This window comes from Planomonospora antibiotica (assembly GCF_014647955.1).
Taxonomy (GTDB): domain Bacteria; phylum Actinomycetota; class Actinomycetes; order Streptosporangiales; family Streptosporangiaceae; genus Planomonospora; species Planomonospora parontospora.
In genome coordinates, this window is sequence record NZ_BMQE01000006.1 from 1 (window position 1) to 19,833 (window position 19,833).

Annotated in this window: 19 protein-coding genes and 1 pseudogene; 9 read left to right on the forward strand and 11 right to left on the reverse strand. The window is 71.2% G+C overall.

The genetic code is table 11. The features are described 5' to 3' along the window. The 5 genes and pseudogenes from IEZ06_RS07290 to IEZ06_RS07310 form a co-directional block, all read right to left on the reverse strand. Positions 1-373 (reverse strand): helix-turn-helix domain-containing protein (locus IEZ06_RS07290; RefSeq protein WP_189235893.1); only part of this gene is annotated, 373 nt, incomplete at its 3' end. A gap of 104 nt (positions 374-477) precedes the next feature. Further along, a complete protein-coding gene (locus IEZ06_RS07295) occupies positions 478-1,077 on the reverse strand; it encodes a CBS domain-containing protein (RefSeq protein WP_189235894.1) in 600 nt (199 codons plus the stop codon). Positions 1,078-1,827: 750 nt separating this feature from the next. Further along, positions 1,828-3,525, reverse strand: coding sequence for a sensor histidine kinase (locus IEZ06_RS07300; protein ID WP_189235895.1), 1,698 nt, complete (start codon positions 3,523-3,525; stop codon positions 1,828-1,830). A 91-nt stretch (positions 3,526-3,616) separates the two neighbouring features. Then, positions 3,617-3,832, reverse strand: a pseudogene (locus IEZ06_RS07305) (hypothetical protein); the annotation flags it as partial. Positions 3,833-3,899: 67 nt separating this feature from the next. Then, positions 3,900-4,574 carry a CBS domain-containing protein gene (locus IEZ06_RS07310; protein WP_189235896.1) on the reverse strand — a complete coding sequence of 225 codons (675 nt, stop codon included), beginning with the start codon at positions 4,572-4,574 and terminating at the stop codon, positions 3,900-3,902. Positions 4,575-4,706: 132 nt separating this feature from the next. On the opposite strand from IEZ06_RS07310, the gene IEZ06_RS07315 reads away from it, so the two are divergent. Continuing rightward, positions 4,707-4,937, forward strand: coding sequence for a hypothetical protein (locus tag IEZ06_RS07315; protein ID WP_189235897.1), 231 nt, complete (start codon positions 4,707-4,709; stop codon positions 4,935-4,937). After that, a complete protein-coding gene (locus IEZ06_RS07320; RefSeq protein WP_189235898.1) occupies positions 4,928-5,107 on the forward strand; it encodes a hypothetical protein in 180 nt (59 codons plus the stop codon). Before IEZ06_RS07315 ends, IEZ06_RS07320 begins: the two co-directional genes overlap by 10 nt. 57 nt (positions 5,108-5,164) lie before the next feature. Here the strand turns inward: IEZ06_RS07320 and IEZ06_RS07325 are convergent, their stop codons facing one another. The 3 genes from IEZ06_RS07325 to IEZ06_RS07335 form a co-directional block, all read right to left on the reverse strand. Next, complete coding sequence (locus IEZ06_RS07325; RefSeq protein WP_189235899.1) at positions 5,165-6,028, reverse strand: universal stress protein; 864 nt, start codon at positions 6,026-6,028, stop codon at positions 5,165-5,167. Between the two features lie 27 nt (positions 6,029-6,055). Further along, positions 6,056-6,304 (reverse strand): DUF1918 domain-containing protein, encoded by a 249-nt coding sequence (locus IEZ06_RS07330; RefSeq protein ID WP_229797859.1) that lies wholly within the window; start codon positions 6,302-6,304, stop codon positions 6,056-6,058. A 366-nt stretch (positions 6,305-6,670) separates the two neighbouring features. Then, positions 6,671-7,531, reverse strand: coding sequence for a universal stress protein (locus tag IEZ06_RS07335; protein WP_189235900.1), 861 nt, complete (start codon positions 7,529-7,531; stop codon positions 6,671-6,673). Positions 7,532-7,755: 224 nt separating this feature from the next. On the opposite strand from IEZ06_RS07335, the gene IEZ06_RS07340 reads away from it, so the two are divergent. Further along, positions 7,756-7,896 (forward strand): hypothetical protein, encoded by a 141-nt coding sequence (locus IEZ06_RS07340; protein ID WP_189235901.1) that lies wholly within the window; start codon positions 7,756-7,758, stop codon positions 7,894-7,896. A 168-nt stretch (positions 7,897-8,064) separates the two neighbouring features. On the opposite strand, the gene IEZ06_RS07345 is transcribed toward IEZ06_RS07340, so the two are convergent. The 3 genes from IEZ06_RS07345 to IEZ06_RS07355 all read right to left on the reverse strand — a co-directional run bounded on the left by IEZ06_RS07345 (position 8,065) and on the right by IEZ06_RS07355 (position 11,768). Next, entirely contained in the window at positions 8,065-8,208 is a 144-nt protein-coding gene (locus IEZ06_RS07345) for a hypothetical protein (protein WP_189235902.1), read from the reverse strand. Between the two features lie 216 nt (positions 8,209-8,424). Then, entirely contained in the window at positions 8,425-8,961 is a 537-nt protein-coding gene (locus IEZ06_RS07350) for a flavodoxin family protein (RefSeq protein WP_229797860.1), read from the reverse strand. A gap of 233 nt (positions 8,962-9,194) precedes the next feature. Next, positions 9,195-11,768 carry a cation-translocating P-type ATPase gene (locus IEZ06_RS07355; RefSeq protein WP_189235903.1) on the reverse strand — a complete coding sequence of 858 codons (2,574 nt, stop codon included), beginning with the start codon at positions 11,766-11,768 and terminating at the stop codon, positions 9,195-9,197. 244 nt (positions 11,769-12,012) lie between these two features. Here IEZ06_RS07355 and IEZ06_RS07360 point away from each other — a divergent pair, with 244 nt between their 5' ends. The 6 genes from IEZ06_RS07360 to adhE all read left to right on the forward strand — a co-directional run bounded on the left by IEZ06_RS07360 (position 12,013) and on the right by adhE (position 19,827). Further along, a complete protein-coding gene (locus tag IEZ06_RS07360) occupies positions 12,013-13,029 on the forward strand; it encodes a zinc-dependent alcohol dehydrogenase (protein ID WP_229797861.1) in 1,017 nt (338 codons plus the stop codon). A 182-nt stretch (positions 13,030-13,211) separates the two neighbouring features. After that, positions 13,212-13,847 carry an SRPBCC family protein gene (locus tag IEZ06_RS07365; protein ID WP_189235904.1) on the forward strand — a complete coding sequence of 212 codons (636 nt, stop codon included), beginning with the start codon at positions 13,212-13,214 and terminating at the stop codon, positions 13,845-13,847. 375 nt (positions 13,848-14,222) lie between these two features. Then, a complete protein-coding gene (locus IEZ06_RS07370) occupies positions 14,223-14,924 on the forward strand; it encodes a CBS domain-containing protein (protein ID WP_189235905.1) in 702 nt (233 codons plus the stop codon). A gap of 774 nt (positions 14,925-15,698) precedes the next feature. Then, the gene (locus tag IEZ06_RS07375; RefSeq protein WP_189235906.1) at positions 15,699-16,466 is read left to right on the forward strand and encodes a DsbA family protein; all 768 of its coding nucleotides are present in this window, start codon (positions 15,699-15,701) and stop codon (positions 16,464-16,466) included. Continuing rightward, entirely contained in the window at positions 16,466-17,086 is a 621-nt protein-coding gene (locus IEZ06_RS07380) for a vitamin K epoxide reductase family protein (protein WP_189235907.1), read from the forward strand. The genes IEZ06_RS07375 and IEZ06_RS07380 overlap by 1 nt, the downstream gene beginning before the upstream one ends. Positions 17,087-17,145: 59 nt before the next feature. Further along, on the forward strand, positions 17,146-19,827 hold the full coding sequence (gene adhE, locus IEZ06_RS07385; protein ID WP_229797862.1) for a bifunctional acetaldehyde-CoA/alcohol dehydrogenase: 2,682 nt from the start codon (positions 17,146-17,148) through the stop codon (positions 19,825-19,827). Positions 19,828-19,833 lie beyond the last annotated feature (6 nt).

A 19,833-nucleotide genomic window follows, 5' to 3' on the forward strand; every position in this document is an offset into this window, starting at 1 on the left:
CGTAGTTGACCGGCAGGATCGTCGGGCCGCCGCCGTCGTCGAAGGCGACCCGGCCGACGCCGCCGGGGAAGATCAGATGCAGGCACCGGTTGGGGTCGAGCTTCTCCAGCGAGGGATCGGCGGCGGCGGGGCCGCGTCCGGGCGGCAGGTCGACCGTGCCTCCCAGCAGCTCCTCCGGGCTGGTCTCCAGGGCGGCGGCCAGGCTCTGCACGGTCTCGCTGGCAGGGGAGGCCGCGGCCTCCTCCAGGTAGGCGAGGTAGCCGGAGTCGATGCCCGTCCGCCCGGCCAGCTGCTTGCGGCTGAGGCCGAGCTCCCCGCGCCGCGCGGCGACCCGCCTGCCGAGATCGGCGGAGGTCGTGGTGTGTTCGCTCATGGATTTCTCCCAGGAGGACGGAAAGCCGGGTCGGGTTCGGATTTTTCAGAGGTTCGGCGCGGACTGATCCGGATCACGTCCGGAGCTTTCCAGGGGCGGGGGCTCTAACCCGCCGAGTGCTTGACCCGGACGACGCCGGGGACGGTGCGGGCCAGCAGGTCGGCGATCCGGTCGGCGTGCTCGCCGCAGTGGCCGTGCAGCTCCGCCACACCGTCGTGGACGGAGACCTCCCAGGAGGGTCCGGAAGGATAGTGCTCGTGCAGCGCGGCGAGCACGTCGGCGCGCAGGTCGTCGTCGGAGCGGGCCAGTACGGCAAGCAGGTCGCGGCGGCTGACGATGCCGACAAGGCGGCCGTGCTCGACCACCGGCACGCTCTTGACCCTCCTGCCGACCATGAGGTCGATCAGCTCCACCGCGTCGGTGGCCGGGGTCACCGTCACCGGATCGGCGGTCATGACCTCTTCGACCAGGAACGGCACGGGCTCGCCGTGCCCCAGCACGGCGCGGGCGCTGGCCCGGGGGTCGCGCTGGAACTCCCCGCGCAGCAGGTCCATCTCACTGACGATGCCCACCAGGCGCCCGTCGGTGTCCAGGACCGGCGCGGCAGTGACATCGGCCGCGTGCAGCACCCGGACGGCCTGCCGTACCGGATCGGTAGGGCGGACCGTGATGACCTGATCGGTCATGACTTCGCGGACCAGCATGGCCACGGCTCCTTCCGGCGTTCGCTCTGCCTGCCATCCCATCATCTCCCCGGACGCCGCGCAGAGGCCGGAAGGTCCCTGTCGGCGGGGTCTTTCGGCCCTGCGCGCCGGGCGGGGAGCCGGCCGAAGACAGGCGGAAGCTCAAGGAGGCGTGGCAGGGCACGTGACAGCGCACACGACGGAGCGTGCGGCGGGAACGGGCGGCACGGCCCGTTGTGCGGGAACCCCGTGGCCGGGGACGGTCTCGGCCGGACGGCGGTTCGCCGGAATCCAGCGGACTCCTGAACCGCCTGGCCAACCCGATCGTGTGAGGGCCGGCCCGCTCCCCACCGCACGACGCGGTGGTCCTGGTGACTGTGCGGGGTCGCAGGAGCCACGGGAGATCATGGTGCCCGCTGGCCATGCTGCGGCAGGAGATCTTCCCTTTGACGATCACTGAACTGCCCGCAGAGCCGTCCACCATGACCGCGTCCCGAACCGGCCTTCTCATCACCGACGGTGACCCGTTCGAACGACCGGTAGGGGTTCACGGTCAGTGGGCGATGGTTCTCCGTGCGGTTTCCCGCTCCACGGGGCGCCGGGGTTCAGGGCCCCGCCCGCGCCGTATCCGCACGCAGTCCAGAACGCTGTGGCCGCGCGGCAGGTCGCGGTCCGTCTGGAGTCTCCGGCGTCACCGCGCTGGACCGGCCGCCCGCTCTGCCGCGAGCCCGCGCGACGGCCATGTCCTGTAAGGGTCAAGGGCCCGCCGGATCACAGCGGGACGCTCCAGCAAAGCCGGGTCCCACCCTCCTGACCTGCAGTGATCTCGCAGGAGCCGCCCAGCAGTTCGGCTCGTTCGGCGAGGTTGCGCAGGCCGCTGCGCCTGCCGTCCGGCGGCAGGCCGACACCGTTGTCCCGCACGACCAGCGTCAGCCGTTCATCGGCCGCTTCGACCGATACATCGGCTTTGGTGGCCTTGGCATGGCGCACGATGTTGGACAGCGCCTCGCGCAGTACCGCGAGCAGGTGCTCAGCGATCTCCGCGGGCACCTGATTGTCGAGGCTGCCCTCCATCCGCAGGCCTGGCATGAAGCCCAGATGCCCGCGTGCGCCCTCCACCAGGTCGACGATCTGCGCACGCAGGCCGGGCGCGGCGTCATGGCCGGACGTCTGCAGGGCGAAGATGGTGGAGCGGACCTGCCGGATCGTCTCATCCAGCTCGTTGATCGCGTGCTGGAGCCGGCTGGACGCCTCGGGCCGCTCCACCAGCCGCACGGTGCTCATCAGCGTCATCGCCACCGCGAACAACCGCTGGATGACCACGTCGTGCAGGTCCTTGGCGATGCGGTCGCGGTCTTCCAGCAGTCCCAGTCGCTCGGCGTCCTTACGGGCCTCGGCCAGCTCCAGCGCGATCGCGGCCTGCCCGGCGAACGCCGCCAGCATGCGCAGGTCGGCCTGGGTGAACGGGGTGCGGCCGGGCTTCTTGGCCAGCACCAGCACCCCGCGCACCGCCTGGGCGGCCCCCAGCGGCACCAGCAGCCCGGGACCGAACCCGGACGCGCGCAGCGGAGAGCGCGGATAGGGCAGATCCTGCAGGTTCCCGTAGACCGACGGCTCACCCCGGGAGAAGACCGCCCCCGCCGCCGATCCCTCGATGGGGAAGTCCATCTCCTGAAGCGGATCCGCCCCGGGGCCTTCGGCGATCTCCACGCGCAACATCTGCCCGCCCTCATCGGGCAGCAGGACCTGGGCCAGGTCGGCGTCGGTCATCTGCCGCGCCTGGCGGGCGATGAGGGTGAGCACCTCGTCAGGTCCGGCTCCTGACAGCAGGCTGGTGGTGACCTCCGCCGAGGCCTGCAGCCAGGTCTCGCGGCGCCGTGTCTCCTCGTACAGGCGGGCGTTCTCGATCGCGACGCCGGCGGCGGTGGCCAGTGCCACCACGATCGCCTCGTCCTCTTCGTCGAACTCCTCACCGCCGCGTTTCTCGGTGAGGTAGAGGTTGCCGAAGATCTCCTCGCGTACCCGCACCGGCACGCCCAGGAACGAGCCCATCGGCGGATGCCCGGGCGGGAAGCCGTAGGACTCCGGATGGTCGGAGATGCGCGACAGCCGCAACATCTGCGGCTCCTTGATCAGCAGGCCGAGCAGGCCGAGACCGTGCGGCCAGTGCTCGATCGCCGCGATCTCCTCCTCGCTCAGGCCGACGGGAACGAACTGCATCAGCGTGTTGTCCTCGCCCACCACGCCCAACGCGCCGTAAGAGGCGTCCACCAGGGTGGTGGCGGTGGCCACGATCCGCCGCAGCACCGTCTCCAGGTCGAGATCGCTGCCGACCGAGACGACCGCCTCCAGCAGCGCGTGCACCCGGTCGCGGGTGGCCAGCACCGCGCTCAGGCGGGTCTGCAGCTCTGCCAGCAACTCGTCCAGCCGCATGCCCGGGGCCAGGGAGCGCGACTCCTTATCCGTCATATCGGAAGTTTCGCACTAGAAACACTCCGGTGCCCACCTCCCCTACCAGGGGGCGGGCACCGGATCCGGGCCGCGGAGCGGTTCACGGGCGCTACTTCAGGATCGGGTAGCGGCGCACCAGCCCGGTGGCGCCCCACCACTTGCCGACACCGAGAGTGTCGCCCGCGTCTGCCAGGGCGAGGCCGGCCAGGACGATGGCGTAGACGATGTGGTCGTCCATGAACAACGGGTTGGTGGCCAGCGGCAGTTCGGCGGCCCACATCAGCACCAGCAGCAGGGCGCCGGTGACGGCGGCGATCCGGATGCCGAACGGCGGTCTCCATGGGCTCGTCCGGTCCCAGCGCGAACGGTCACCGCGGCAGAAGCCAGAACTCCTAGTAGAGAGGCGGGGCGACGACGACACCGACGATGTGCGCGCAGGCCAGCTCGGAGGTGACGCCGACGACGCCCTCCACTCGACCGATCCCCTCCAGCAGCCGGGTGATCTGGGACTTGTGCTCGACGACGCCGCCGACCGTCACCGCCCCGTCCCGCACTCCGATCGACACCGTCGAGGGATCGAGCCCGGCCGCACCGCGTACGACCGCCTCGATCTCCGCGCGCAGTTCCTCCACCGGACGGGTGAAGACCCGCAGCAGATCCCGCTGGTGCACCGTGCCGACGATCCGGCCGGTGACCGGATCGATCACCGGCAGTTGCTTGATCCGCCGCTCGTGCATCAGCCGGGCCGCCTCGCGGACCGGCGTGCCCGGGGTCACCGTGATCGCCGGACTGGTCATCAGCTCGGCGGCGGTGACACCCGCGGCCTTGCGCTGCTCCTGCCGGCGCCTCTCACCCTTGAAGATCGTGACGCCGTGCCGTACCTCATCGACCTCCTTGAGCAGGAGGTCGTCTTCCGACACCACGCCCACCGGACGTCGGTCGGCATCGAGCACCGCGACCGCGCCGACCGCGAAGCGCTTCATCGCCGCGAGAATCTCCGTGAAGGGAGCATCCAGCCGCACCGCGATCGCCACCCGGCCCATCACATCCTTGACTTCGATAGCCATGGCGCTCTCCTCTCACTTCACGCGGCCGAAAACGGCCACGACCTGACGCCGATCCTCCGGGAGCGGACTGCCGGGGTGATGCCCGGATGTGAGCCGCCCCGGCGAAACTCGTCCATACCCTCATCGTCCGGCGTGGGCGCTATCCCCGGGCAGGGCGGAACGTCCTACGGGCGGGGGACCTCCTGCCCCGCCGACCGGGCCGTCCGGCCATCGGGGGCGTGGGTGGCGCGTGGCCTGTCGGTGGGCGTGTCCGTCCGCCGCCTCATCCGCGGGGAGAGCGCCACCGGCCTCATCATCGGCGCCGTCATGGCGCCGGCCTTTCCGCCCTTCGCCTGCTGTACGGCGATGGCCAGGTGGCGCTGACCGCGGACATCTCCTTGTTCGCCACCTGCTCGGTGGCCTCGGTACCGGCCATCGCCGCTCGGCCTCCTCGGCCGCGGCCCTGCCTTCGGTTCCGGCCGCTGGAAACGGTGCTTCAGGACTTGGTCTCCATCACCGTCCACCTGCTCACCGCGATGTCGCTCGTCGGCTGACCTCTCCGCTGGCGAAGAGGTCAGCCGACGAGCAGAAACCGGGTCCGGCCCCGGAGGTCACCGGGGCGGGACCACCGCCAGAGGGCGGAGCGCATGGTGCAGCAGCGAGTGGCTGACCGAACCCAGCAGCAGGCCGGTCAGGTCCCCGCGCCCGCGCGAGCCCACGACCAGCAGGCCCGCCTCGGCCGAGGCGTCCTTGAGCACGTCCACCGGGTGACCGTTGACCGCCTCCGCAGTGACCTTGACATCCGGGTAACGCTCGCTCCAGCCGGCCAGTGCCTCGGCCAGCATCCGCTGTTCGTCGCCCTCCTGCCGCTCGGCGCTCTCCAGCAGGTGCGGCGCGCCTTCGATGACGGGTCCGCTCCAGGCGTGCACCGCCCGCAGCTCGACCCCGCGCGCCGACGCCTCAGCGAAGGCGAAGGCCAGCGCCTCCGCTCCCGCCGGTGAACCGTCGACCCCGACCACCACCGGACCATCCACCGCGGGCTGCTCCTGCCCGGCGGGCGCGGCGCGGACCACGGCCACCGGGCAGGCGGTGTGCCCGCACACACCCAGCGCCACCGACCCCACCAGCATGCCCAGGAAGCCGCCCAGCCCGTGACTGCCGACCACCAGCAGCTCCGCCTGTCCGGCGGCCTCGATCAAGCCCTGCCGCGGATCACCCGGCAGCAGCAGCGGCTCCACCTCCACCGACAGGCCCTCGGCGCGGGCCCGCTCCACTCCCTGGGCCAGCAGATCGGCGGCGCCGTCGCGCATCCACCGCCCCACATCGGCGTGCGGCACGTCCTCGGGCATCTCGAACGCCCAGGCCGGCATGACGTGCACGATGCGCAGCCGCGCACCGCGCAGCCCGGCCTCGCGCACCGCCCAGCCCACCGCCCCCAGGCCGGCCTGCGAGCCATCGACCCCTACCACGATCATGATTCCTCCTGCGTATATGCGGGCCGTTCACGAAGTCGTGAACGAGACGTCCCTGTCTTCCTTCGTCACCACGCGGGCGTCGGGCCCCGGGAATACGAGGCCCTCGTGCTCATCGTCCACCCAGCGCACCACGTAGGGCGGAGTGCCGTCAGGATCACGCAGTCCCATGATCACACCGATCCGCCGGACGCCGGCACCGTGGGTGCCCTCGACGACCAGCCTGTCGCCTGCCGCTGCTTTCATGACGAGGCCCTCTTCCCGGTCGTGATCCGTCATCGGATGAACTCCGCCAGACGGCGTGCTCCACCTTCCGCCTCCATCGTCCAGCCGACCTCGCACCCGCCACAGAGGCGACTGCAGGGAGATATCCGGGCACAGAGACCTTGTCTCAAGACCGCTTCCACGGTTCAGGTACCGGCAGATCGGCAAGCGGTCACACCCGGTCGAGAAGACCGGCAGGAACTGCGTCTCCTGCTGCGGGCCGAGCCCGGCGTGCAGCGCCGTACCCGGACTGTGGCATCGGTCTCGCCATTGAAAGCCTGCAAGGAACGGCAGACGCAGGGACAGGCCGGGCAAGACCGGTGACCCCGCTCCGCGGGCCCGCTCGTCAAAAGGGTGAACGGGCCCGGGGAACCTGCGGTCTCAGGCGCGTGGCGAGCGGACCACGGCCACGGTGCCGCGAGCGTGGTGCAGAACGCCCCGGCTGACCGAGCCCAGCGCCAGCGACCCCAGGGTTCCCCGGCCGTGGGAGCCCACGACGACCAGGTCCGCTCCTTCCGACGCCGCGGTCAGCGCCTCGACCGGATGTCCGGACCGGACGTCCTCGATCACCTTCACCTGCGGATACGTCTGCCGCCACGAGGCGAGCTTGTCTGCCACGACCTGGTACTGAGCCCTGCGGATCTCATCCATGTCGTAGACGATCTCCGGGGCGTAGGCGTGCACCGGTGCCTGCCAGACGTAAAGGGCCCGCAGCGTGGCGCCGCGCAACGCGGCCTGCTCGAAGGCGTAGGCCAGCGCGGGGTCGCACTGCGGGGAGTCATCGATGCCGACGGCGACCTCTGCGTGAGAGGTCCGGGGACCGGCGTGGACGACGATCACCGGCCCGCGGGCGTGCCCGGCCACATGCGTGCTCACCGAGCCGAGCACGGCTCCGGCGAACCCGCCCAGCCCTCTGCTGCCGACCACGACCTCGGTGGCGCCGGCGGCCTGGTCGCGCAGGACCACCGCAGGCGCGCCTTCGATCATCTGGGTGGTGACCTCGACCTCGGGTCGGCGCTCTCGGACGAGGGCCTCGGATTCGGCCAGGACCCGCTCCGCGTTGCGGATCAGGGTGTCCCCCCACTCCCGGACGGAGAACCTCGGGATGTCGTACGGCGAGCGGTCCAGGGCGAAGACGATGCGCAGCGAAGCGCGCACGCGCGCCGCGTCGTCGGCGGCCCATTCCACGGCGGCGGAACCGGCGACCGAACCATCGGTGCCCACGATCACGGGATCGGACATGGTCGTTCTCCTTCGCTTCCTTGCTTTCCTGCCATCTCAGCGTCCTCGGGGGGAGGCGACCAGGGCCGGTCGGCCCATGACCGCGGGTCCATCGGCCGTAGTCTCCGGCCCGGCCGGCACGGACACTGAGGGCATGGACGATCCGTCCGTGCGTGACGACGGGATCGAGCCGGACGCGGTCACCCGCGTCCCGGCGCATCCCGGACCTGAGCAGAGGAGCGACGATGGCCCGCCAGATCGCCATGACCTACCAGCCCCCGTCCACGGTGGGCCTCGAAGCCCGCATCCACGACCTGGAGATCCGCCTTGCCCACCTCACGGACCTGGTCGAGACACTGATGCATGAGCCAGAGCCCCGCTCCTGACCAGAGGGGCCTACCGGCGCCCGGACCCGGCCGGACGCCGGAACCCGAAACGGAGGAAGTCTTACAGCCGTCATCGCCTCCTGCGCTCTCAGACCGCTGGAGGGTGAACCGGACGACCCACCACCTGCCGGACGCGGATCGACGTCCACGGTGGGGTGATCAGCCGGTTCACCGGCTACGTGGACCTGCGGGAAGCGCCCGCTGCAGGCCTTGCCCGGCGGCCAGCCAGTCCTCCCGCTCGTTTCCGGTCGTGGTGAGCAGCACCGCGACGCCCGGCGAGCCGGACACGGACCGCGCGTAGCCCCAGGGCATGCCGTGGGCGTAGTCCCGCTGAGCGAAGGAATCGGAGGAACCGTCCTGGCGCCCGTCAACTCACTGGTATGCATGGCGCACCTCCCGGATCCTGGGTTTTCAGGTATCCGGCGAAGGCCGGCGGGCCGCCCCAGCGGTGATCGGCGCGTTCACTTCGGCCGGGCGCCGGGCCTCCGCCGGCACCCGGCCCTCTCGGGCATGACGCCGGGTGGGTTCCTACGTGATCCGGTGGGCGTTGGCCTGCCGTGCCGTGGCCAGCGCCGTACCCCAGTAACGTGCCCGGTCGGTCTCCCCCTCCAGGAGAGGGCCGGGCGTGCCGGAGACGTAGAAGCTCTGCGAGCCGGACAGGATCGCGAACCCCTTCCTGCGCAGGCGTTTGTCAGCGCCGTGCCGGGCCGATCCGGGGACCCAGGGGTTCTTGACCCGGGTGTCGAACGCCGCGGCGGCCACGGCCGGTACATGATCGTCCAGAGTGGCGAGCCATTCGCGCAGCCCCCGCCCCTTGGACACCAGGCCGGCGGGGGTCTGCTGGGCGGCCGACTGCCGGGTGGCGGGCCGGCTCATGCCGAAGGCGTGAGTGGGTGCGCCGACGACGAGCAGGTCCACGTCGCCGGGGACGGTCGCCGGAGCGTCACCGACCTCGATGAGGTCCACCCGCATGTGGGTGGCCAGGCCGTCGGCGACGGCTTCGGCGATCGCCTGGGTGTTGCCGAACATCGATTCGAAGACCACGAGCGCGCGCATCAGGATCATCTCCTTCTCCATGGACGCTCGGCAGGGGCGGGGATCGGGGGCGGTCCCCGCCCCTGCCGGTCGTCTTGAGCATCTCGCTCGCCGGTGCGCGGGTGAAGGGGCCTACGACCACCGCGGCGGGGACCAAAGGCCCGGCGCGCGAGCGGGCAGGCGATCACCGGATGAGTCCCGGGCACAGAGACGTGCTGCACTCCGGCACTCTGCAGAGGACCGTATGGCGCGATCCGGGACCGCTACGCGCGGGCCTGCGGCCAGCGGGGGCGGGCGATGCGCAGCAGGTCGCACAGGAACGGGGTGGCCAGGCCCGCGGCCAGCGCCATGGCCCAGCCCAGTGGAGGCAGCGTCGTCAGGGCCAGCAGCGCGCCGAGCGCGGGCACCAGCGTCACCAGGATCTGGAGCGCTCCGGTGGCGGCGACCGCGGTCAGCACCGCGCGCCCGCGCCACCAGCCGTGCTCGAAGGTCCAGTGTCGGGCGCGGGTGACGTAGGCCAGGGTGAGCCGCGCGAAGACCAGGGCCAGCACGGCCTGGGTGCGGACCTGCTCGTCACTCCAGCCCAGGTGGCGCGCGGCCTCGACGGCGGCGAAGACGAGCGCGCCGATGAGCAGGGCTCGCGCCGCGATGCGGGTGATGACCGGCCGCGACAGCAGGCCGCCGCGGCGGGGGCGCAGCGCGAGCGGGTCGCCGGCGGGCCGGTCGAGGCCCAGGGCGATCGCGGGGATGCCGTCCAGGACCAGGTTGATCCAGAGCAGGTGGACCGGGAGCAGCGGCACGACCAGGTCGGGCCAGAGCAGCAGGCCGGTCAGCACCAGGAAGATCTCGGCGAGGTTCCCGGTGAGCAGGTAGCCGATCATCGAGGCGACGTTGTGGTGCAGTCGGCGGCCTTCGCGGATGCCGGTGACGATGGTGCCCAGCTCGCCGTTGGTGACGACGACGGCGGCGGCCTCGCGGGCCACGTCGGTGCCCTCGTCTCCGGCCATGGCCACGCCGACGTCGGCGTGGCGCAGCGCAGGCGCGTCGTTGACGCCGTCACCGGTCATGGTGACGATCTCGCCGTGCTCGCGCAACGCGCGTACCAGGTCGAGTTTGGTGGCCGGATCGACGCGGGCCAGTACCCCGGCCTCGCGCAGCAGCGCGGCTCGATCCGCGCCGTCCGTGCCCGCGCCGTCCAGCGAGGTGCCGGTGACGACCGGGTCGGGTTCGATGCCGACGTCGGCGGCGACGGCGCGGGCGGTGTCGGCGTGGTCGCCGGTGACCATGACGACGCGGATGCCTGCGGCGCGGCAGTCGGCGACCGCTTGGCGGGCCGAGGGGCGGATCTCGTCGCTGAGGGCGACCAGTCCGGCCGGGGTCAGCCCGGTGGCGTCGAGGTCGTCCGTGCCTGCGTCCGCGGCACCGGAACCGGTGGTGGCAGAGCCCGAGGGGTCGGCGGCCAGGCCCACCGTCCCGGTGGCCAGGGCGAGCACCCGCAGGCCGCGGCGGGCCAGCTCGGGTACGGCCGCCGCCAACCGGTCCACCTCCGGGCCGGGCGTGCAGCGGGCGAGGACCACTTCGGGGGCTCCCTTGACGGTCAGCAGCGGTCCGCCGCCGGCGGTGGTGATCACGGTCATGGACCGGGTCTCGGCGTCGAAGGGGCGCTCGGCCAGCCGCTTCTCGCCAGGCGGCAGCCGTACTCCGTGGGCGGTGGCGGCGGTCTGCAGAGCGACGTCGACGGCGTCGCCGAGGCCGTCGCGGGCGTCGTTGCAGCGCAGCGCCGCACGCCACAGTTCGGCGGCGGGCCCGGCCTGGTCGGTGACGGCAGGAACGGTCACCTGGTCGGCGACGGCCAGGCGCCCGGTGGTCAGGGTGCCGGTCTTGTCGGTGGCGATGACGGTGGTCGCCCCCAGCGCCTCGATCGCCGAGAGTTTGCGGACAATGACGCCGAGCCTGGCCATGTGCTGCGAGCCCAGGGCCATGGCGGTGGTCACCGCCGCGGCCAGGCTTTCGGGGACCGCGGCGATGGCCAGGGCGACCCCGGCCAGGATGATGTCCAGTAGCGCGGCCTGCCCCTGGCTGACGCGGGTCAGCCCGATCAGCACCATCACGGTGCCTGCGGCCAGGGCCAGGACGCCGATGCGCCGGGAGGCCTGGGCGAGTTCCCGTTCCAGGGGTCCCTTGCCGCCGCCTTCCAGCGCGGTGGCGATGCGGCCCATCTGCGTGTCGGCGCCGGTGCGCTGCACCAGCGCGGTCCCCGAGCCGCGCACGATCAGGGTGCCGGAGAACAGCTCCCCTTTCCGGTCGCCGAGCGGGGTGCCGTCCTCGGCGGGCTCGGTGGGGTGTTTGTTCGCCGACAGGGACTCTCCGGTGAGCATGGCCTCGTCGGCGGCCAGGGCGCCGGCGGTCAGGACGCGGGCGTCGGCGGGGACGCGGTCCCCGGCGGCGAGTTCGATGACGTCTCCGGGCACGACCTCGGCGGCGGGGATGCGCTGCAGCACGCCGTCACGGCGTACCTTGGCCATCGGCGCGGTGAGCGTGCCCAGCGCGCGGACCGCCTGGTCGGCCCTGGTCTCCTGGCTGACCCCGATGACGACGTTGACGAGCAGGATGGCGACGATGGCCGCGCCCTCGGGGACCTCGCGCAGCACCACAAGAGTGACCAGACCGGCGATGAGCAGCAGGACCGACAGCGGATCGGCGAGCTGGCGGACCGCGCGGGCAATCAGGGTGGGCGGCTGGGGCTGCGGCAGCGCGTTGGGCCCGTGCTCGGTCAGCAGCCGCGCGGCGGCCTCCTGCGAGAGCCCAGGCGAAACATGCACATCGACGTCTTCCATGTGCCCAGTAGATCAACGGAGGAGACGGCGGGACCTGGACCGAAGGGCACCTCCCGGCGGGACTTTCGTCCCCTCGGCCCGCAGCGGGAAAGCCCGATCCGCCGACGGACCGATCGCAGCCTCCCACCCCGCACGGCCGTGACCGACGACCGCACCGCGCCAGGACCTTCGCCCCTGCCTCACCCGGCCGCCGGGGTGGAGGCTCGGAGACGAGATCGAAGCAGAACGAAGGAGATCCACGACCATGAACATGCGCGCCGCCGTCGTCACCGCGTTCGACCAGCCCTTGGAGATCCGGGAGATCCCCGTCCCCGAGCCGGAGGCTCACCAGGTCCTGGTCCGCATCGAGGCCAGCGGCCTGTGCCACACCGACATCCACGCCGCCCACGGCGACTGGCCCGTCAAGCCGGCGCCGCCCTTCACTCCCGGCCACGAGGGTGTCGGCGTCATCGAGAAGGTCGGCTCAGCGGTCACCGGACGCACCGTCGGCGAGCGCGTGGCCATCCCCTGGCTGGGGTACGCCTGCGGCACCTGCGAGTACTGCGTCAGCGGCCGCGAGACCCTGTGCGAGTCCCAGCAGAACACCGGCTACGCCCTCAACGGCGGCCACGCCGAGTACGCCGTCGCCCACGCCGACTACGTCGTCGGAGTCCCCGACGGCGTCTCCCCCGCCGAGGCCGCCCCACTGACCTGCGCGGGCGTGACCACCTACAAGGCCGTCAAGGTCTCCGGCCTGCGCCCGGCCGAGCGCGCCGCGATCTTCGGCATCGGCGGCCTGGGCCACCTCGCTCAGCAGTACGCGCAGATCTTCGGCGCCGAGACCATCGCCGTCGACATCACCGCCGACAAGCTCCGCCTGGCCGAGGAACTGGGCGCCGCCCACACCGTCAACGCCGCCACCGGCGACCCGGTCACCGAGATCAAGGCCCTCGGCGGGGCCGACGTGGCGATCGTGCTGGCCGCCAGCCCGCGCGTGCTGGAGCAGGCCCACGCCTGCCTGCGGCGCGGCGGACGGCTGGTGCTGGTCTCCCTGCCCAAGGACAACACGATGAGCCTGCCGGTCTTCGAGACCGTACTGGGCGGCATCAGCGTGATCGGCTCCATCGTCGGCACCCGCGGCGACCTGGCCGAGGTCTTCCGCCTGCACGCCTCGGGGCGGACCAAGGTGATCTACGAGACCCGCAAGCTGGAGGAGATCAACGAGGCATTCGGCGAGGTCCTCGACAGCACCGTCCCGGCCCGGCTGGTCTTCGAGATGTGACCGTGCCCCCCTGTCGAGTACGGCCGGCAGCCGCAGCTGCCGGGCCGTACCGCTTCGCCATGATCCCGCAAGGCCCTCGAAGCCGACACCGGCGGCCCTGCAGCCGGTTCTCCGGATCTTTCACCCCTGGAGAGGCTCACCACCGCGGACATGGCGTCGAAGACGAACCCGAGGAGACCATGATGGACAGAGCACCGAAGTCCTCCGCCCGGACCGGGCTGCTGATCGTCGGCGTCGCTGCGGCGGCCTACCCGCTGCTGCTGCGCAGACGGTGCCTGACCTGGGGTGCCACCGCCGAGGAGGCGGAAAGCTCGCTGCCCGGAGACGAGCTGCTGCCGGATCCCGGCCTGGTCGCCACCCGCGCCGTCGCCATCGACGCACCACCCGGCGCGGTCTGGCCGTGGCTGGTGCAGATGGGCAGCGGTCGCGGCGGCGCCTACACCTACGACTGGATCGAGAACCTCTTCGGTCTGGACATGCACAGCGCCAACGAGGTCCTGCCGCAGTTCCAAGGCCTCAAGACCGGTGATGTCCTTCCTTTGGGGACGACCGGCCCGCGAATGCGCGCGGAGGTCATGGAGCCGGAACAGGCGCTGGTGTTCCGATCGGAGGACGGTAACTGGGTGTGGGCCTTCATACTCCGCTCCGACGGTGAGACGACCAGGCTCGTCAGCCGCAACCGGATCGCGACTCCGGACGCCGGTCTGCTCGGGCGGCTGGTCAACCTGCTGATCATGGAGCCGGGCAGCCTCATCATGGAACGCAAGATGCTGCTGGGGATAAAAGAGCGGGCTGAACGCCTGGCTCGCACCGGATGACCCTGTCGATCTGCTGCCGGTCACGGCGTGCGAGAAGCGTCCGCGACCCCGTCACGCCACAAGCCATCTCGCGACGTTCGCGGCAGGCCGGTGGCCTGCCGCGGGTGAGCACGCCGCAGATACCGGCCACCCCCGGCCGCCGGTTACCGCTCCGCGGCCATGCGCGCGGTCATCTCCACCAGTCGGCCGGATAGCCTCGTGCTTCCTCCCGGGGTCGGGCTCTGATCTCACCGTCCGGCGCCGCGACCGGTCGCCGTAGGGACCAAGGACCCCCCGGAGCGGTGCGATGTCCCGGCGCTGGAGGACTTCCGGCTCTGCCCGCGCAACCGCGAACGCAGTGGAATGAGAGGACCCCCGCCCCTCAAGGAGGACACGATGCGCGTCAAGGTCAGCGAGGTCATGACCCACAAGGTGGCGTCCGTCAACGGAGCCACGCCGTTCAAGGACGTCGCCGAGATGCTCATCGCCCACGGCATCAGCGCGGTCCCCGTCGTCGACGCCGGCGACCATGTCATCGGCGTCGTCTCCGAGGCGGATCTCCTGCACAAGGAGGAGTTCAAGGAGCAGTTCTACCGGGAGGGCTACCGGCAGCCGCTGCGCGCCCGGCTGCGTCACCGGCTCGCCCAGGAGAAGGGCCGGGGCAGGGACAAGGCACGCGGGGAGACCGCGGCCGAGCTGATGACCTCCCCCGCCGTGACCGTCCGCTCCCAGTCCGCAGTCGTGTACGCGATGCGGCTGATGGACGAGCACGGCGTCAAGCGCCTGCCGGTCGTCGACGAGCACGGGACGCTGGAGGGCGTCGTCAGCCGTCAGGATCTGCTCAAGGTCTTCCTCCGATCGGATGCAGCCATCACCGAGGAGATCGAGAAAGACGTTCTGGGCCACTCCTTGTGGGTCGACACCTCCCGGGTGAAGGTCGCCGTGCACCGGGGCGTGGTGACGCTGACCGGACGCATGGACCGGCGCAGCGAGGCGGAGATCGCCGCGCGCATGGCACTGCGGGTCAACGGCGTGATCGACGTCGTCGACGAGGTCCAGTGGAACGAGGACGACACTACGGCCTGGACGAGCCGGTAGCACCCGTACGGCTTGCGGCCCCTGTGACAGGGGCCGCAAGCCGTACGGGTACGGGCCTCGCAGGTACGGGCCGGCTGCTCCCAGATCGGCATGGCCGCGACGTCGGCCGTCCCAGGAAGACGTACACGGCGATTCGGTCCCGGCACCCCGCAGACCGCCCAGCCGATGCGGCGAGCTCACAGGCCGCGGCGATGGCCGCATCTCCGAGCCGGATTCGCGGCCTCCCCCTCCGCAGATGTCATCTGCATGGTCTCGTGCCGTCTCCCACTGGGGCAGCGCCTTGCGCTGCCGGGCCAGGGGACTTTCGGTCCTTTCCCGCTCACGATCCCCCTGAAGGCCGGAGGCAGGCGGGCGAAGGAGGAAGTGATGAACACGTTACCGCTGGTCGTCGGCCCGTGAAATGGTCGGGGTCACCATATGTGGGGTAAAGGCTCCGGGTGGCCGTGGGGATCGCTCACGATGCCGGCGTGGACCGGCGTGGACCGGCGTTGTCGCACTGGCGATCTGGTTGGTCGTCCGCGCCGTCGCCGGCACCCGGCCACTGCGGCCGACCGAGCGTTCCGGGGCCCGGGTGTCCGATCCAGGGCGGAGGTCGCGACGGTAAAGGACCTTCGGCCCCAGCGGATCACCGGCAACCCGACGAAGGTTAACGGTGAGCGCCCGAGAAAGCGGACCTCAGACCGCGACCGGCGCCGATCGGGGATGTGGACGACGCCAAGGCCGCACACCATCTGGCCCTTCGTCCACCCCGGCAGGACCGAGGGAGAACAGCGCATGAGCATGCAGGCACGCACCAAGTCCCGGGAACTACGCGACGCCCGGGCCGCCGCCGGACGCCGCCAGAAGAAACGCAACCGCGCGATCGCCGCAGGCGGCGGGGTGATCATCGGCTGTCTGCTGATCGCCATCGTGGTCAGCCTGATCAACGCGGCGGGCAGCGAGGGCTCCCGGATCACCGCGGCATCGCAGGACAAGGCCGTCGCTCCGGCGATCGCCACGGCCGCAGGAGCCCTCGCCGTCGGCGACGCCGCCGCCCCGGTGAAACTGGAGGTCTACCTCGACTACATGTGCCCGTTCTGCGGGCGCTTCGAGCAGGCCAACAGTACCGAGCTGGATCGCCTGGTCGCCGACGGCACGGTACGGCTGGAGCTGTACCCGTTGGCGTTCCTGGACCGGATGTCCAGCGGGTCGAAGTATTCGACCCGGACCGCCAACGCGATCGCCACCGTCGCCGACCGGGCACCCGGCGCGTTGCCGGCCTTCAACACCGCGCTGTTCGCCCACCAGCCCGCCGAGGGCAGCAGCGGCCTGTCCGATGACGAGATCGCCGCCCTGGCCCGGAATGCCGGTGTGCCGCAGGACGTCGCAGACGCTTTCACTGACCGGCTCTTCCAGCCGTGGGTCGAGACCTCGACGGCCGCGGTGTTCGAGACGGGGATCGAGGGCACACCCACCGTGAAGATCAACGGTGAGGTGTTCACCGGCGACCTGTACACCGCCGGGCCGCTGACGGCGGCCGTCACCGCCGCCAAGGGCAAGTGATGGCTGTGCTCCTGGCCCGCCTGCACGGGCTGCGGCACTCGAACGCCTGGCTTTTCGGGACCATGCTGGTGTCGGCGTGCCTGAGCCTGGCCGCCTCCTTCGTGCTGTCGGTCGACGCGCTGCGCCTGGCCGCCGACCCCGGCACCAGCCTGTCGTGCAACATCAACGCCGTCATCAGCTGCGGCACGGTCGCCACCTCCTGGCAGGCCCAGCTGTTCGGATTCCCCAATGCCTTCTTGGGACTCGTCGCCGAACCGGTAGTGATCACCATCGCCGTTGCGAGCCTGGGCCGGGTGCGCTTCCCGCGCTGGTTCATGTTCGCCGCCCAGGTGGTCTACACCCTCGGCGTGATCTTCGCGTACTGGCTGTTCTCCCAGTCGATGTCCGCCATCGGCGCGCTGTGCCCGTGGTGCCTGCTGGTGACGGTCTCCACCACCCTGGTGTTCGCCACACTGACGCATGTGAACATCCGCGATGGCAACCTGTTCCTGCCGTCCCGCGCGCAGGCGGCGGCCGCGCGCTTCATCGACGCCGACCTGGACGCCATCGCCGTCGCCATCTGGATCCTGGTCCTGATCCTGGCGGTCGTGACGAAGTACGGCGCCGCCCTGTTCGGATAACCGGGCCGGCTGATGTCCCCGAGCTCGGCGAAGACGCCCCACGATGTGACGGCGGGCACATGTCCTTGCGCGAGCCCGAGGACATGCCGCCCTCCCGCCGACGCACCGAGTGGCTCTACGACCCGCACGCCCGCCACAGCCTCAACCGCGGTGCCGGCTGGAGCGGCGACAAGGTGCACTCCGGTGTGGCCACCACCGCCGCCAGCGCCACCATCGTCAAGAAGGCGTCCGTGGCAGCGCTGGACCGGCACGCCGAGCTCGCGGGCCTGGCCGTGGAGGAGACCGGCCGCGGCGTCTTCGAGGACAAGGCGGTGAAGAACATCTTCGCCTGCGAGCACGTCACGCACAGCATGGCTGATCTCAAGACGGTGGGGGTCGTCTCCCGAGACGAGATCAGCGGAATCGTGGAGATCGCCGATCCGGTCGGCGTCGTCTGCGGCGTCACCCCGGTCACCAACCCCACCTCCACCACGATCTTCAAGGCGTTGCTGGCGCTCAAGACCCGCAACCCGATCGTCTTCGCCTTCCACCCGTCGGCGCAGCGCTGCAGCGCCGAGGCCGCGCGGATCGTCCGCGACGCCGCCGTCGAGGTCGGCGCCCCCGAGCACTGCATCCAGTGGATCACCGAGCCGTCCCTGGAGGCCACCTCCGCGCTCATGCACCACGAGGGGGTCTCAACCATCCTCGCCACCGGTGGGAACGGCATGGTCAGGGCCGCCTACTCGGCCGGCAAGCCCGCCCTGGGGATCGGTGCCGGGAACGTCCCGGCCTACATCGAGCGCAGCGCCAAGCTGCGCCGCGCCGTACACGACGTGGTGCTGTCCAAGACGTTCGACCACGGCATGATCTGCGCCTCCGAGCAGGCGGTCATCCTCGACCACGAGATCTACGACGCGGCGCTCACCGAGTTCCGCAGGCTGCACGCCCACGTCGCCACCCCCGAGGAGAAGGCGAAGCTGGAGGAGTTCGTCTTCGGTGCGGCCGCGGGCGGCGAGGGCTGCTCGGGCGCGAGGCTCAACCCCGACGTGGTCGGCCGCTCCCCGCAGTGGATCGCCGCACAGGCCGGCTTCGCCGTCCCCGGCGACACCTCCGTGATCCTCGTCCCGGTCGACGCGGTCGGCCCGGCCGAGCCGCTGACCCGGGAGAAGCTCTGCCCCGTGCTGGCCGTGCTGCGCGCCTCCTCGCGCGAGGAGGGCCTGACGTACGCCGAGCGGATGGTCGAGTTCCACGGGCTCGGGCACAGCGCGGTCGTCCACACCGAGGACGCCGCCCTCGCCGAGGAGTACGGCCGGCGCGTCAAGGCGGTCCGGGTGATCTGGAACGCCCCGGCCTCCCAGGGCGGCATCGGCGACATGTACAACGCGTTCCTGCCCTCGCTGACCCTGGGCTGCGGCAGCTACGGCCACAACTCGGTGTCGGACAACGTCACCGCCGTCAACCTGATCAATATCAAGCGCATCGGGCGGCGCAACAACAACCTGCAGTGGTTCAAGATCCCCGCGAAGATCTACTTCGAACCGAACGCGATCCGCTACCTCGCCGACATGCCGGACGTGCACCGGGTGACGGTCGTCACCGACGCCGTGATGACCCGGCTGGGCTACGTCGACCGGATCCTCGACGTGCTGCAGCGCCGCGGCGAGCGGGTCGCGCTGCAGATCGTCGACGACGTGGAGCCGGAGCCCAGCGTCGCGACGGTGGACCGGGGCGCCGAGCTGATGCGCTCCTTCCGGCCGGACACGATCATCGCGCTGGGCGGCGGCTCGGTGATGGACGCGGCCAAGGTGATGTGGCTGCGCTACGAGCACCCGGAGGTGGTGTTCGCAGACATGAAGGAGAAGTTCTTCGACATCCGCAAGCGCGCCTTCCGCTTCCCGGCGCTCGGCGGGCGCGCCCGCCTGGTGTGCGTGCCCACCACCTCGGGCACCGGCGCGGAGGTGACGCCGTTCGCGGTGATCACCGACGACGTCACCGGCAAGAAGTACCCGCTGGCCGACTACGCGCTCACTCCCAGCGTCGCCATCGTCGACCCGGTGCTCGCGGCCGACCTGCCGCGCGTGGTCACCGCCGACAGCGGCTTCGACGCGCTCACCCACGCCATCGAGTCCTACGTGTCGGTCTACGCCAACGATTTCACCGACGGCCTGGCCCTGCAGGCGGTCAAACTCGTCTTCCGCCACCTGGAGCGGGCGGTGAAGCACGGCGCCGCCGACCCGGAGGCCCGGGAGAAGATGCACAACGCCGGCACGATCGCCGGCATGTCCTTCGGCAACGCCTTCCTCGGCATCGTGCACGCCATGTCGCACACCCTGGGGGCCACCTTCCACGTGGCGCACGGATGCACCAACGCGCTGCTGCTGCCGCACGTGATCCGCTACAACGGCACCGTACCGTCGAAGCTGTCGGGCTGGCCGAAGTACGAGGACTACCGGGCCCCGGAGCGCTTCTGCGAGATCGCCCAGGCACTGGGCCTGCCCGCCGCGACCCCGGCGGAGGGGGTGGAGTCCCTCGCGGCGGCCGTGGAGCGGTTGCGCGACGCGGTCGGCATCGAGCCGTCGTTCCAGCGGATCGGCGTCGACGAGGAGGCGTTCCTGGACTCGCTGCCGCAGCAGGCGATGAACGCCTACGAGGACCAGTGCGCCCCCGCCAACCCGCGCATGCCGATGCTGGCGGACATGCAGGACCTGATGCGGGCCGCCTACTACGGCCGCCGCAGCGACGATGCAGAACGCACCATGTGACGGGGC